General features: G+C 66.2%; 7 protein-coding genes and 1 pseudogene. 3 read left to right on the plus strand and 5 right to left on the minus strand.

The window, feature by feature from the left end:
* Positions 1–52 precede the first annotated feature (52 nt).
* On the minus strand, positions 53–6,814 hold the full coding sequence (locus tag RPX00_RS46940; protein WP_406635841.1) for a LamG domain-containing protein: 6,762 nt from the start codon (positions 6,812–6,814) through the stop codon (positions 53–55).
* A gap of 558 nt (positions 6,815–7,372) precedes the next feature.
* Entirely contained in the window at positions 7,373–9,046 is a 1,674-nt protein-coding gene (locus RPX00_RS46945; protein ID WP_406635843.1) for a hypothetical protein, read from the minus strand.
* A gap of 1,570 nt (positions 9,047–10,616) precedes the next feature.
* Here RPX00_RS46945 and RPX00_RS46950 point away from each other — a divergent pair.
* Complete coding sequence (locus RPX00_RS46950) at positions 10,617–11,408, plus strand: SDR family oxidoreductase (protein WP_406635845.1); 792 nt, start codon at positions 10,617–10,619, stop codon at positions 11,406–11,408.
* A 53-nt stretch (positions 11,409–11,461) separates the two neighbouring features.
* Complete coding sequence (locus RPX00_RS46955; RefSeq protein WP_406635847.1) at positions 11,462–12,328, plus strand: helix-turn-helix transcriptional regulator; 867 nt, start codon at positions 11,462–11,464, stop codon at positions 12,326–12,328.
* On the opposite strand, the gene RPX00_RS46960 is transcribed toward RPX00_RS46955, so the two are convergent.
* Complete coding sequence (locus RPX00_RS46960; RefSeq protein WP_406635849.1) at positions 12,321–13,262, minus strand: aldo/keto reductase; 942 nt, start codon at positions 13,260–13,262, stop codon at positions 12,321–12,323. The two genes, RPX00_RS46955 and RPX00_RS46960, sit on opposite strands and share 8 nt — an antisense overlap.
* Positions 13,263–13,398: 136 nt before the next feature.
* Between RPX00_RS46960 and RPX00_RS46965 the strand changes: the two genes are divergently transcribed.
* Positions 13,399–14,286, plus strand: coding sequence for a helix-turn-helix transcriptional regulator (locus RPX00_RS46965; RefSeq protein ID WP_406635851.1), 888 nt, complete (start codon positions 13,399–13,401; stop codon positions 14,284–14,286).
* Positions 14,287–14,293: 7 nt separating this feature from the next.
* Here the strand turns inward: RPX00_RS46965 and RPX00_RS46970 are convergent, their stop codons facing one another.
* The gene (locus RPX00_RS46970; protein ID WP_406635852.1) at positions 14,294–14,728 is read right to left on the minus strand and encodes a FadR/GntR family transcriptional regulator; all 435 of its coding nucleotides are present in this window, start codon (positions 14,726–14,728) and stop codon (positions 14,294–14,296) included.
* Between the two features lie 84 nt (positions 14,729–14,812).
* A pseudogene (locus tag RPX00_RS46975) lies at positions 14,813–14,875 on the minus strand (hypothetical protein); the annotation flags it as partial.
* Positions 14,876–14,967: the final 92 nt, after the last annotated feature.

Here is a 14,967-nt window from a genome sequence, read left to right on the forward strand (position 1 = left end):
GGGGCGACGGCGGGTGGCGGGACCACCCGCCGTCGCAGCGGTTCGGGACGGATCAACCAGGCGAAACAGCGGTCTTTGCCTGGACCGAGACAGACTTCTCCGGAAGGAACAGTGCGGAGCTTGCTCGGATACCTGCTGGGAATACCGGAGCCGTGTCGGGCACCTTGTCCAGCGTGTAGCCCAGCGGCTGGTCGACGACCCAGCCCTCGCAGTCGGCTCTCGCGCTCACCAGCGACTCGCCAGCAGGGCTGGAGCACCGATAGATCGCATGCGCCTCGGCGCCTGCCGGGGCGGCCGTCCACAACCGGCCCATCGCGCCGATCACTGTCTTCCCGCCGCAAGCGGGATCGAGCGAAGCGAACTGGTCAGTGTCCCGCCGGCAGCTGATGAGCGGTTGAGTGCCGGAAGGAGAACCGAGCGACACAAAGCCCAGCGGTCCCTCGAGGAAGTATCCGGGTGCCACTCCGGCGGAAGTGCTGAAGTGGTCCTCCGTCGTGCTGTTGTTGTAGCGGAGAAGCGGCGCGTACGCGAGCGTGTAGCCCAGGACCCCTTCCACCGTGGCTCCTTCGCACGCCGCGTCCAGCGACTCGAAGTGGTCCGGTCCGGTGTTGCAGCGGTAGACCGCGACGGTGTCGATGTTTGTCGGCTGGACGGTGTACACCGATCCAATCGGGCCGCCGACCGACTGGCCCTCGCAAGCCGGGTCCGGCGAGGTGAAGGCATCTACGCCCGCGTAGCAGGAGAACAGCGTGCGAGTGTTGGGCTGACTGCTGTCGATGAGCAGGCCCAGCGGCCGGTCGAAATGATGACCAGCCGGTGCGGGATTGGCTGTGGCGGCCGTCGCCCTGCGCCCGGCGCCGTCGACGTACCGTCCGAGCTGCCCGGCCGCAGTCGCCGGCCAGTTGTCCCGCCGTTGGATGGCGTCGTCGGACAACACGTCGTAGTGCGTCGAAACTTCATCGATCTGCCCGGGGAAGAACTCTGCTGGGCTGCCGTTCACGAGTCCGCGGCCAATGGCGAAACCCTTGGCTGCGGGCCAGGGCGCGACGTTGTTCTGTACGCCGCCGAGTTGTCCGTCCACGTAGATGCGGAACTGTTTCGCAGCGGCGTCGTAGACCCCGGTAAGCGCGGTCCACCGATTCGCTTCAGGCACTTGGAACGAAGCGGTGTAGTTCAGCGGTGCAGCGTCTTTGTCCTGTGTAGCCGCGCCGAAGACCCAGCGGTTGAGTTCCGGCCGGTACTGCAGCACGAACCCGCTCATCCGCGTTCCGTCCTGGCTCACCACGGTGGCGACCCGGTCAGCGCGAGCCAGTTTCGCCCACGCGGACACCGTGAAGCTTCGGGTCATCGGCACACCCACCTCGGAGGTCGTCGCGGTGCCGTTCGTCCCGTCGAGCTGCAAAGCGTTGCCCATGACGCCGTTGGCGACGATCGACGCCCCGCCGGACAACGTCGCGTCGTTGTGCCGCCACGAGTAGTCGCGTCCGGTGCCGTTGTCGAAGTGCCACTGCCCCGCGTCCGCCTCGGAGACGTCCGCGATCACCCGTCGGATTTCGCCGTCGCTGAGCGCTTTGCCGAACACGCGCACGTCGTCGACGGCCCGGGCGTAGAAGCCCGTGTTCTGGCCGTTCCACTTGCTGCGGCCGATGGTGAACGGACCGCTCGACGCGCCGATCGTCACCCCGATCTGGATCGCGGTCAGCGCACCGTTGACGTACAGCTTCATTTCGTGCGCTGCGGCGTCGTACACGACACCGAGATGCGTCCATTCACGCGGTGAGACCTTGACGTCCGACACGATCGTCGTGACTGCCGGGTTGTCCTGGTCCGACTGCGGTACGGCCACCGTCCATTTGCCCGTGCTGCCGCTGTAGCGGAGCTGGAAGGCGCTGGTCCGGTTGCCGTCCTGGCCCAAGACCGCGTAGTCGTGGGTCCCGGCGTCGGTGAGTACCGTCCACGCCGTCGCGGAGAAGCTCTTCGTCGTGTCGAGCACCGGGCCAGAGGTTTCCGCGTAACCCGACGTGCCGTCGAACCACACGGCCGCGCCGTTGCGCCCGCCGGACCATTCGGCCCCGCCCTTCATCGTGGCGGCCTTGTTCTGTCCGCTCGAATCGCCGGCCGCGGTGCCGGTGTTCTCGTCGAACTTCCAGTACGCCTTGTCGGCAGTCGGCAGATCCGGCGGCGTTTCGTCCAGCGCCGGGTAGGAGGAATACAGCGCGAAGATCCGGTCCCGGTCCAGTGCGCCCGAGTACAGCCGCACGTCGTCGACGCGACCGGGCCAGAACTGCGCCGGCGCACCGGCGACCTTTCCTCGGCCGAGTTCCGCGCCGCCGCTCGCCTGCCAGGCGGAGTCGAGCGTTCCGTCGCCGACCCGCTTGCCGTTCACATAGAGCCAGGTCTTGCCGGTCTGCTTGTCGTACACGCCGGTCAGGAACGCCCAGGTGTTGATTTCCGCGGGCAAGGTGGACACCGCGGCCTTGGCCACCGTCGGACTGTCCACATCGGATCCAGACATCTCGAATACCCATTTGCCGCAGGCATTCGGGTCGGTCGACATCCCGTCGAAACAGAACGCCGACATGTCGTCGGCCACGTGGCCGAGCCGGAACTTGCTCGTGTGCACGCCGTCGAGGCTCACCGCGGTGAACTTCGACGTAGTGTCGCTCTTGCGATCCAGGTACACCCACGCCGACACCGTGAAGCTGTCGTCGCTGCGCACGTCGACACCGGTGGTCGAAGCCGCTCCAGTCTTGCCGTCAAACAAGACAGCATTGCCGACCCGTCCGGTAACCAGACGCGCACCACTGTTCAGCGAACCCGTCCGCGCGCCTGCCGAATCAGCCACGTTGGCACCGCTCGACTCGTCGAGCTGCCACTTGTGCACCAGGTTGAGTTCCTTGCCCGCCATAGTGCGGATCTCGTCGCTGAGCAGCGCACGGGGGTAGACCTTGACGTCGTCGACGGCCCCGGAAAGCTGGCTTCCCCAGGCTCCGTCGGCTTTCCCCCGGCCGATGTCGAACTCGCCGGTCGCGTTCCACACCGTGTTCACGATCTTCGTGCCGGTAAGCGTCCCGTTGACATACAGCTGGATTTCCTTGGTCGCGGCGTTGTAGCTCGCCACGAGGTGGGTCCATACTCCGGCCTGTACCGGCTGGTCCGACTGCACCAGCACTGCCGGCGGGGCGTCGGAGTCGGCGGCGCACATCGCGAAAGCCCACCGATCGGCAGCACTGCCGGTGTAGCCGAGGATGAACGACGAGGCGCGAGCACCGCTCTGGCTCACCACCGAGCCGACCCCGGCGGTCTTCACGCCGAGTTTGACCCAGCTCGTAACCGAGAAGCTCTTCGTGGTGTCAACTGCTGGCGGCGCGCTCACCGCACCGTCCGCGCCGGTGAGGTTCGCGGCCAGGTCCTTGGGGTCCGGGTTGTTGTTCTGCCCCGGAGTCCACTCAACCTTGCCGACGACAGTGCCGTTCAGGCCGCGGCCTGAGCCGTCCTTCACATCACCGTCCAGCGCCCACGAGGCGGCGGGGACACTGTTCTGCGCGACGATGCCCTGGATCTCCGCTACCCCGAGCGGGCGGCTGTACGCGCGGACCTCATCGACCGCCCCGGCCCAGAAGCCTGTCGGCCCGCCGTACTGTCCGCGGCCGATCACGAACGCGCCGCTCGCCATCCATGGTGCGGCAGGTGCCGACGCGGTTCCGGCTTGGACGCCGTTGACGAACAGCGTCAGCGTCTTGGCTGAACTGCTGTACACCCCCGAAAGATGCGTCCACACGCCCGGTTGAACCGTATTCGCGGCCGATCGTGCCTCAGCGGCCGCGCCGCCGGTGGCGTCGCCGCCGTTCATGCCGAAGATCCAGGTTCCGCCGTTCTGCTTGAGGTAGAAGCCGCTGGCGTTCACCCCGTCCTGAGACACTGCGGCCATGTCGCCGAGCTTGCTCGGCTGCACCCATGCGTTGACCGTGAAGCTCTGGTCCGTGCGCACCGCGGGCCCGGCAGTCGATGCGAAACCTTGCGTGCCGTCCAGTGCGAGAGCGCCGTTGACGGCTCCCAGCTGTGTGAACGCTGCGCCAGCGTGGAGTGCGGCCATTTCGCCGCCCGCCGCACTGTTGCGGGCCGTCGTGCCCTCGGCGTCGTCGAAGTTCCAGTACCCAGCTGTCACGTTGTCGAGCGTGACGATCGACTTCACTTCCGAATCGCCCAGTGCCCGGTCGTACGTGCGGACTTCGTCAATCGCGCCTGAGAAGTAGTCCGCACCAGTACCTGAAGGTGTGCTGCGACCTAAGGCGAACTCTCCGTTGGCGGCCCACGGCGAGGTCCAGTCCGCAGTCCCCGCCAAGTCGCCGTTGACGTAGAGCCGCACCTTCTTCGCCGCCGCGTCGTACACCCCGGCGAGGTGCGTCCACGTACCCGACGCTGCCCTCTCCGGCGATAGGATCGTCGTCGGAGCGGCCGACGCGGAGTCCGACGGACGCAGTTCTATCGCCCACTTGTCGGATCCGGTACCGGTGTAGCCGAGTCGCACCATGGTCGCGGCGCTGCCGTTCTGGCTGAGCAGCGTTTCCCAGTTCGACGTCTTCGTCGCGAGGTTCACCCAGCCCGCGAACGTGAATCCGGCGGCAGTGCTCGCCGAAACCGGAGCCGTCGCGTAGTCGCTCGAGCCGTTGAGCTTCAACGCGGACCCGATCGAGCCCTGCACATACGAAGGAGCGCCGTGCAGCGTCGCGTCCCGGAAGCCGAGCGTCGCGGAGTCCTTGGGGGAACCGTCGAACGACCACTGGGCGAGCGGCCCGTTCCCTGCCCGGACATAGAAGTGGTACGCCTTCACCGGGCTGCGGTGGCCTGCCCGGTCGACGCTCTGCACATACAGGTCCCGCGGCCCGTCTCCCGGAGGTGCCAGGGTGACCGATGCCTTGCCGCCCAGTGCGTCCGCGTCGATCTTGGTCGAGGGTGCGTTGTTCCAGCCGTAGAGGTAATGGTCAATGTCAGCGACGCCATTCGCGGTAAAGGTGAAGGTGTCCGACACCCCGACACCGCCGTGCCAGGTGTTGTCCTCGCGGTACACCGGCGCGGACACTGCGGGAGGCTTGTCCACTCCGACCTGGTCGACCACGAATGCGGGTCCTGATGTGGAGAGTCCGCGGTCGGCACGGTCGAACGCGGTCACCTTCCAGGTGATTGACTGGCCGTTGCGACCCGACAAGTCGACGGTCGTGCTCGCGAACGCGCCGGACGCCTGGTAGATGTCCGGCTCCCGGTGGTCGACCGCCGGGCCGCCGTAGATGTCCCAGATCGCCTTGAGCTGATCGTTGCCGTCCGGGTCGGACAGCCTGGCCAGCAGCCGGACAGAGCTGTCGCCGACGTACGGCTTGCCGCCGCACCACTTGCACGGGGCCGGCAACGGCGGATCGGTCTTCACTTCGTACGGCGAATTCGGCCGACTGTTGTACCAGACCCGGAGGAAGGTCGTCGGGACGTCGAACTTGCGCCACCAGGCACGATCGCCCTCGTTACCCGCCTGCAGGTAGTAGTTGCTCACCGTGCCGGGGCGGACATCGCCGGGATTGAGGTCGAACCCGACACCCTTGTAGCCCTCGCAGCCCGCGTAGTTGCTCGGCACCTGCGCGTCCGGACCGACCTGGCCGCCGCCGGGCATGTTGTTCCAGGTGGTGCCGAACGAAAGCCCAGCCCCGGCGAGGAACAGCTTGTGATTGTTGGTGCTGCACTGCGGCCCGTAGACCACTGTGGTGTCGAAGTGCACGTCGTTGATGATCTTGTCGGCGAGGAACGTCGTGTCGAACTGGAAGTAGGTCCGCGCCAAGCCGATGCCGTTGCAGCCGGCGAAATCGCAGTTGCCGACCTTCGCCCACGCGTCGGCGTCGTTCGTCCCGTTGACGTAGGTCTGGTTGGGCTTGCCGGAGAAGACCTTCGCCCACATCGACTGGTTCCAGCCGCGCATGTCGGGGTCGATCACTACCGGGAAGGGCGTCGACGGGTCATCCAGCATCGCGGTCGAAGGACGGAGAACCAGCATCGAATCCTTGACGGACGCTCCAACCTGGGCCCTGGCTGTCTCGGGTCCGCGAGCGTCCCACATCGACGACGAGGGCGCGGCGAAGACGATCTTCCCGGACGGATCGGTCGCCTTGATCCGTCCTGCGTCGTCGCTGCTGACCGAGAGGCCAGCTGCGGAAAGCTTGAAGGAAATCGCGCGCAGCGCCGGGTTCTTGGCCGCCTCCGCGGTCTTCACGACCAGCCGCTGGTTATAGCCGTCCGCGACCGCCTGCATGACGAGGTCGACGCCAGGGAAAACCTCACGGTACGTCGCGTTCGGACCCTCGAGAGCCGGGGCGGGGAGCTTGTGCGGCCAGGCCAAGGACAGCTTCTTGTCACCCTTGCCAAGCGTCACCAGCGGAGCATCGCCACCGGCGGAGAACGACAGGTCGTTCACCGTCGCCTGTGGCCGGACCGCCCCGTCGGCAGACTTGGCGAGAGTCGCATCCACTGGCACCCAACCGTTGCCGTGCCGCACGCGCACGGGCATGGAAGCCAGTTCCGCGGTCGACTGCCCGTCCGGCTGAGCGAAGACTCGCTTGGTCTCAGTGGTTTGGTCCGCCACTTCAACCTGCGTGCCCTGCTTCCGGGCAGCCGCGAACGCCGCGACCGCATTAGCCGCGGAATCCACTGGGGTGACATTCGGCTTTGCTGGCGTGCTCGCCGTGACGATCCCGAGCACTCCTGCCAGGAGGACCACGACCAACCCGAAAACGCGCAGCTTGAACCCGCGCGCCAGTCTTCGACGCTTCACGAAAGGTGGCCCCCTCGGCCTGGTCAGCGCGCGTCCCCCGACCCGCACGACCGGAAAGTAAAGAGAAGAATCCACGACTGTAGAGAAACGGCAAAGCCGCCGTTCGGGTGACCACTTTGGTCAGAACCTCGACAATGTCGCCAGATGTCCGTATTGCCGCAATAGAACCGCGATGTCGCGCCCGCTTGAGCCGCCGGACGGAGCAAGCGTTGTGCCGATTGGTCTAGACCGGATGATCAAGTTGTTATCAACTCACGGTAGTGGCTGGCCGCAAAGGATGGTCCGCTGAGCGGCACCGTCCGATCGACGCGTCAGAGGACCTTCTGTGCTCCAAGAGTTACCGACAACGGAAGGGTCGCTTCTCGGTCGTGGCGCCACTAGGCCGGAGGGACGCAGGCCCGCTCGTCCTCGCCGACGCAGCAGGTCTTGTGTTCGAAACTGCTGGCGTCGACGTGCCCTGCTGTTCTCTGCCCCGAACCGAGCACCCGCGGGACCTCTGCCGGGCCTCGAGGTGCTCCAGGCCGAACGCGCCAACTGTCCACACGCGAGCAGCCTCGTTCAATTCCGACTGATGGTTCGGGTGACGGCGGCAATGACCGTTGAAGCCAGGAGCCACCCTGCAAGGACAGCAATCCACACGACTATGCGCCCGATACCGACAGCGGTGTAGGACTTTTCCTGCCCGAGGTCAAGTATCGGCAGAACGACGTCGAGCGCGTAAACAGCAGAGTTGAACGGAGGAGCCGATCCGGTAACGGGGTGAGGTCTCCAGACGGTGCTGCAGACGGCCACAACTATGGTCAATCCGGCTAGCCAGGCCAAGGCACGAACTGGCCGGTATCCGTACCCGACGGTGACATCTTGAAGAAACCCCCAAAGCTTGGGGAGGAAACGTTGCCGGCGCGTCCGATCGCGGCACTTCGCAAGCAGGACCGTGCGAGCATCGTGATCACGACCGGCTTCGCGATATTGCCGCGCGAGCTGCTCGTACGGCTGCGGTGAATCCGAGCCCTCATCGCGCTTCAGCCACGCGATGCGTTCTTTCGCAGGCAACAGTGGGCGAAGCGTCTCGTACGTCATTCGATCCACATTGAGTACCTTGGGCCAAGATTTCTGATTGTCCACCAGCGAGGTGACAACCGAACCAGACAGATTGATCCGTGCCAGATCGGCGGGGAGAACCTCTAGACAGAGTATGTTGAGGCGGCTTTCTAAAAGAGACAGCCTGTGCTCATCGTCCACTCGATAGGTCAGCTTCACACCCCCGCCGACGGTCGCCGAGTCGAGATCGACCGCTCCGCCGATCCTCGCTCCATACCCGACAGTGACATCGCCGGATACAGCTATCTTCGGCGCACGAAGAGCCGGACGACCGTCGGCGGCAAGGTTAGCCCCGTCGAGTTCAAGGCCAGCGCCAATGTCAGCGCTCCACAGGTTCAAGCCGCCGCAGACCGTCAGGCCGCGGGCGTAGCAGCCGCCTGCGACCTTGATGCTGGGTGCACTGATCGCGTAACCGCCTTCTCGTTCCCCTACTTTTGTGCCGGTAAGCCAAAGGTCGCCGCCGACACGCGCGCCGAACAGATCAATACCCCCGTCGATTCGACTACTCACGATGCGTACATCCAGCCGCGCAAGGAGGTTGGATGCACGCAACGCCGGCAAGCGTCCGGAGGAGAGGGTGGCGTCGCAGAGTTCCAGAGAGGCACCGATTTCGGCTCCCCAAAGGTTGATGGCGCCCAAAGCTTCCATGCGATTTGCATAGACGCCGCCTGCTACGCGGAGGCTCGGCGCATTGATAGCGTGGGCTTCTTGCCTGGTCCCCCGCACGCACGACCCAGTGAGCCAGAGCTGCCCGTCAATTCGCGCACCGAACAGGTCGATCCATCCGATACGCGTGTCCGTCAGAGCAAGGTCGCGTGCTATCCGCAGAGATCGTCCATCGAACGCGGCCATCGTGCACGTGCGGAACTCCAGCAGCCTGACATCGCTGTCCCCGATCGCGACCGGCTCATCGAACGTACAGTTCTCGAACACGAGCGGGACTTCGACGTCCGCGTTTCGCAGTTCTAGCGCACCGCTGATGCGCGCGTCACACAGATGAAACAGCGGTGCTCGTCCGCGCTGTGGAGTCGCTCGGCCGAGCAGGACCCGCATGATGGTCGTCGCTGCCACTGATGCCAGACGTACCGGCTCACCCCTTTGGACATGACTCGCGATGCGTTGCTCGATCACGCGTTCAGGATTGCGGTTGCGCATAATCACGGACTATTCCGCAGAGGCACAGCCAGCGCGATCGTCCGAACGCTCGAATCGAAGCCCCTCGAAGTTCGCGCAGCTTCACGGCCGGAGCCTGCGCCGCCGGACGAGGGACCTTCGCCACGGCACCACGTGCAGCCCTGGACGCCACCACTTGAACCGCGTCCGAGCGGCCCGCCCTACTCCCCCGCGCCAGCGCACAAGCTCTAGCGGTGATGCGCAGCCTCCGCTGAGGCCCATGTTCATCGCAGTGCTCTGGCCCGCCTGAGCCGATGCTCCCCACCCGGTGCCACGGCCCGAACGGCCCTGCGGCGCACGGGACCGAGTCGGATGTTTTCAGCCCTTTAGACCCGTAGCTGGTCACCGCTGGCTCCGACTTCACCGAGATCACCTACGACGCGGGCGCAGTCTGGGTTTATGTGGACTATAGGCCATTGCGAACACGACCGAAGCACTCTAACTCGAAACAACGAATGTGACCATACTTCTATGATCGTCGCCATTTCGCCTAAAAAACTCCCCAGCAGCTCGATCGACAGCTTCCACAGCATCCTCCCTAGCTGAAAAATCTTCCCAATTTACGTGCCAGTTATCGTAACCTGGTCGCAATTCGCCCCGCGCATCCGTGACCCATAGATCGCCACCCAAGACCGACATTCCGCTATCCAGAAGTTCCACAAGGACAGCACTGGCTATACCAATCGGAAAAGCTAGCTCAAACACGCCGCAAGAGGCCAAGTCGATAGCCTGACTCGCCAATGAATCACCGATCGCCCGCGCAACCTCAGACTGACTCACTTATTTTCGATCTCTCTCGAATTGTCGATGGTTGATGTTACCGTCTTGAAGCCCATAGTTCCACGAAGACGCACATGCGTATAGGACCTTCCATCCCCACCAGTCTCATCCGCCCAGAAGCGAGCACCGCCAGCGACGGCGAGGGCGGTGCCTCCCACCGCGGCACCGCTGGGCACGAACCAGATCCGGACCTCGGCCATGCCCTTGATGCGCCCGATGACGTCGGGATCGCGGAACAGCCGTCCACGAATCCTTCGACTCGGAAACTCGCAAACGGTCTCCAAGCGCTTCTTGACTTTGCACCGATCCACTCCCAAAAGTCATCCCCGGTGGCACCGCCTCCGTGTCCCGTGCTTCCCGACGCACCGCGGTTCCTCGGCGCAGCCTGGTGGTGCCCGGCCGAAGACGAGCGAACCCATGATTGGCAGGAGCACGCGGAGACTTGGTGCAACCGCACACGTTTTGTTCGTACCGCCGCAGCTCCAACCGCCGTGGCGGCAGGCGTCGCCGCTTCTGTCGGGCATGCCACACGGACACGACCGGCTCAGCATCGACATCGGAGTAAGCCGGCGCACGATCACAGACCGGTACCGCGTCCTCGCCGCGCTTTGACCGCGGATGCCTAGCGCGAACGCCCTTCAAATTCTGAGTGGCACTCCCAGTACCTGTATCGCCAGGGTCTCCCAGCCGCCCAGAACTCCTGTCAACCTGAGTCGGCTCGCTTCCACAACAAAAGGAACAAAGACCAATGGTCACCACTCACTCAGACCTTTTCGACCTGAGCGGGAAGTACGCACTTGTCACCGGCGGCACCAAAGGCATTGGGATGATGATCGCGCGCGGCCTTCTCCAGGCAGGCGCCCGCGTCGTTATCAGCTCACGCACCACAGACGCATGCACCGAAGCACAAAAAATACTGTCCGAATTCGGCGACGTTCAAGCCATCCCCGCCGACCTGTCCAGGCACGATGAGTGTCAGCGTCTCGCTGATCTTGTCCAGGCCGAGTCGGAAAAGCTGGACATCCTCGTCAACAATGCGGGCGCGATGTGGCGCGAGCCGCTGGAGACGTTCCCCGACGAGGCTTGGGACTCGGTGCTCGATCTCAACCTCAAGTCGCCGTTTTGGCTGGTGCGGGCGCTGCTTCCGGCGCTTCGCCGGGCGGGCGGCGCGGAGGATCCCGCGCGGGTCATCAACGTCGGGAGTATCGCTGCCATTCACGTCGCCGAGTCGCCCAACTATTCCTACGCCAGCAGCAAAGCGGGGCTTCATCAGCTCACCAGGGTGCTGGCCAGGGAACTGGGCCCACAGCACATCACGGTGAACGCGGTCGCCCCGGGACCATTCCCGTCGCAGATGATGGCGGGCACGCTTGAGGCCGTTGGCGAGCAGATCGCGGCGAAGGCTCCGTTGCGGCGGCTCGGGCGCGACGACGACATGGCGGGTATCGCGGTGTTCCTCGCCAGCCGGGCCGGGGCTTACCTCACGGGTGCCGTTATCCCGGTCGACGGTGGCATCGCCTCGACCGCGTCGGGGACCTGAGGGGTACTGGCGGGGCCTCCCTTCGCCGGGTGAGCAGGGCTTATGGTGAGGGGGTGGCCGAGCGCACTGAGATCAAGGAATTCCTGACCTCGCGTCGCGCGCGGATCACGCCTGAGCAGGCTGGGCTGCCCGCTTACGGCGGGAACCGCCGGGTCAAAGGTCTGCGGCGCGAAGAGGTGGCCCTGCTGGCGGGGGTATCGGTCGACTACTACGTGCGGATGGAGCGCGGCAGTCTCGCCGGGGCCTCCGACGGGGTGCTCGACGCGTTGGCTTCTGCCTTGCAGCTCGACGAGGCCGAGCGCGATCATCTCTTCCACCTCGCGCGGCAGTCCAGGGCACCACGCCGCCGACGACCCGCCGCGACGGTGCGTCCGGCGCTTCAGCGGGTGCTCGACGCGATTACCGACGCGCCGGCGTGGATTTGCAACGGCCGTTATGACGTGCTGGCCACGAATCACCTTGCCCGCGCGCTGTATTCGCCGGTGCTGGCCGACCCTCGACGGCCGGCCAACACCGCGCGGTTCGTGTATCTGGAGTCTGAAGCGGCGAGAGCGTTTTTCGTTGACTACGACCGCGTCGCCCGTGATGTGGCCGCGAAACTGCGCATGGAAGCCGGTCGCAATCCGCACGACGAGGAGCTGATCGCTCTGGTCGGCGAATTGTCGACGCGCAGCGAACTGTTTCGACGGCGGTGGGCCGCTCAGGACGTCCGGCTCCACCGGTCCGGGCGCAAGCGGCTGCACCATCCGGTCGTGGGCCAGCTCGACCTGGACGTCGAGTCGATGGACGCCGAGCCCGGCCTGCTCCTCAACGTCTACACCGCGCCCGCTGGCACGCCGGCCGCGGACGGGCTGGCCCTGTTGACGTCGTGGGCGGCCAGCCAGGAGAAGCCGGCGACCGGGATTCAAGCGCTCAGCTGACCTCCATCTCGCGCTCCCAGCTGCCGCGCGTGTCGACGTCCGCGGCGTCCGCCAGTGCCTCCAGCTCCGCGATTTCCTCGTCGGCGAGCGCGATGCCGCGGGCCCGGACCACACCGTCGACGTGAGCCGCCTTCGTGACTCCGATGATCGGGGTGGTCCCCTTGGCGATGGCCCAGGCGGTCGCGACGTCGGCTGCGGACGCGCCCGCCTCCGCGCCGATCGCTGCCATCCGGTCCGTCAGCGCCTGTAGCTGGGGCAGGATGCCGTTGTACACGGCTGCCCGGTTGCTGCCCTCCGGCAGCGGGCTGGCCGGACTGTACTTGCCGGTCAGCGCGCCTTGTTCGAGGACCATGTAGGCGAAGAACCGCACGTCGTGCGCGCGGCAGTGCTCGAGAATGCCCGCGCGCTCGGAACTCCGGTACAGCAGGCTGTAGTGGTTCTGGACCGCCTCCACGCGGAAGCCGGCCTCGCCGAGGATCTGATCGGCGAGGGCGATCTCCTTCAGGTTGTGGTTCGAGACGCCGACGTGCTTGATCCGGCCGCTCCGCAGCAGCGGAATCAGCCGCGGCGTCCAGCGGGCCACGTCGGCGGGGTTGTGGATCCAGTACAGGTCCACATAGTCCGTGCCCAACCGGTCGAGGCTCTGCTCCAGCATGTCCGCGACCGGATCGTCGCCGTCGCCCGCGGCCTGCGGCGTGAACTTCGTCGACAGCTGGTACTCGCTGCGAGCGTAGCCTTTCAGCGCCTGCGCGAGGGCGGTCTCCGAGCGGCCCATGCCGTACACCACCGCGGTGTCCCACAGGGTCAACCCGTTCGAGTGCGCCTTGTCGACGACCTCTCGCAGTCCGGACTCGGTCAACTGGCTGCCGAAATAGCCGTCGCCCGGCTCGCCGCTGTCTCCCCAGGCCCACGTGCCCAGTGCCACGCTCGTCATGTTCCCTGTCTCCGTTCTTCAGCCGTGGAAGGTCGATCTCCAGGAGATCCCGAGCGCCGCGGGCGGAGAAGGTCGCGCTCATCGGGGGTACCGGCTCAACCCCCTCGCGCCGTGACCAGCGGCTACCGTGAAGGACATGGACCAGCAGCCCGGAAACCGCGACGACATCCGGCACTTCCTCGCCAGCCGGCGCGCCAAGATCACCCCGGCGCAGGCTGGGCTGCCGACCAGCACCCGCCGCCGGGTCGCCGGGCTGCGGCGCGAGGAGGTCGCCGTCCTCGCCGGGGTGAGCACGGAGTGGTACACGCGGCTGGAGAAGGGGCACATCGGCGGCGTTTCCGAAGACGTGCTGGACGCGGTCGCGCGCGCCCTGCGGCTGGACGACGACGAACGCACCTACCTGTTCGACCTGGCCCGTTCGTCGCGGCCGGCGAAGCGCGCGCCGTCGCGGCGCAAGGACGTCGAGGTCCTGCCGCAGGTCCAGTGGCTGCTCGACTCCATCACGATGTCCTCGGCGTTCGTGCGCAACGGCCGCACGGACGTCATCGCCAGCAACCCGCTGGCCCGAGCCCTGCACGCGCCGATGTTCGACAGCCCCACCACCGACCAGCGCGGCCGCCCCAACATCTCCCGCTACATCTTCCTCGACCCCGGCGCACGGCAGTTCTTCACCGACTGGGACGCGGCTGGTAATGCCACCGCTGCGCTCTTGCGCGCCGAGGCCGCACGCGAGCCCCACGACCGGGCGCTGCGCGAACTCATCGGCGAGCTGTGCACCCTCAGCCCCGAATTCCGCGGGCTGTGGGCTGTGCACGACGTCTTGATCCGCCATGACGGCGTCAAACGGCTTCAGCATCCCGACGTCGGGCAGTTGGAGCTGACTTTCCAGTCCCTTGACCTGCCGCTGTCCGGGCGGGCCGTGCACAACCTGGTCACTTACACGGCCGAACCTGGTACTGCGTCTGAGGAGCGGCTCAAGCTCCTCGCCAGCTGGGCGGCCACGCAGACCCAGGAGACCCGGTGAATCGGTGCTAACCCTGACGTAGCCGGGTCAAGGTGTGCTCGACATTGCGGCGAGTGGCCTGTGCCGCGGCCTCCGGATCGCCAGCCTCGATGGCGTCGACCAGGTCGTGGTGGGCTCGGTGGAGATCGTCCGTGCTTTCCCCGGCGGTGTCCAGCGTGGTGACGCTCGTGGCGACGGCGCGCATGGCGTCGAGGAAGGAGTCGAAGACGTCCAGCAGCACCGGGTTGTGCGCCGCCGCGACGACTGCCCGGTGGAGGGCGATGTCGGCGTCGAGCAGTTTGGGCAGCGAGCCGACGCGGTCGCGGGCGGCCAGCGCTTTGCGGAGGGCCTTGAGATCCGCGGCGGTGCGGCGGGTCGCGGCCAGGCTGCCCGCCTCGACCTCCAGTGCGACGCGGACCTCGTACACGTCGATCACCTCGGCCTTGCGCAGTTTGCGGTCCAAATCGGACAGCGGGGTCGCGGAGGCGACGTAGGTGCCCGAGCCCTGCTGGGAGTACAGCTGGCCGGCCGAGATCAGGGCGCGGACGGCCTCCCTCGCGGTGGACCGGCCGACTCCGAGCAGCTTGCTCAGTTCGACCTCGTTGGGCAGCTTCGCCCCGACCGGCCACTCCCCTCGCCGATCAACCGGCGCAGCTCCGCCGTCGCCGCGTCGACCAGCGAGGTTCGGTGGACCGGCCGGAC

Origin of the sequence: Amycolatopsis sp. WGS_07 (assembly GCF_045278895.1) — a bacterium.
Lineage (GTDB): Bacteria > Actinomycetota > Actinomycetes > Mycobacteriales > Pseudonocardiaceae > Amycolatopsis.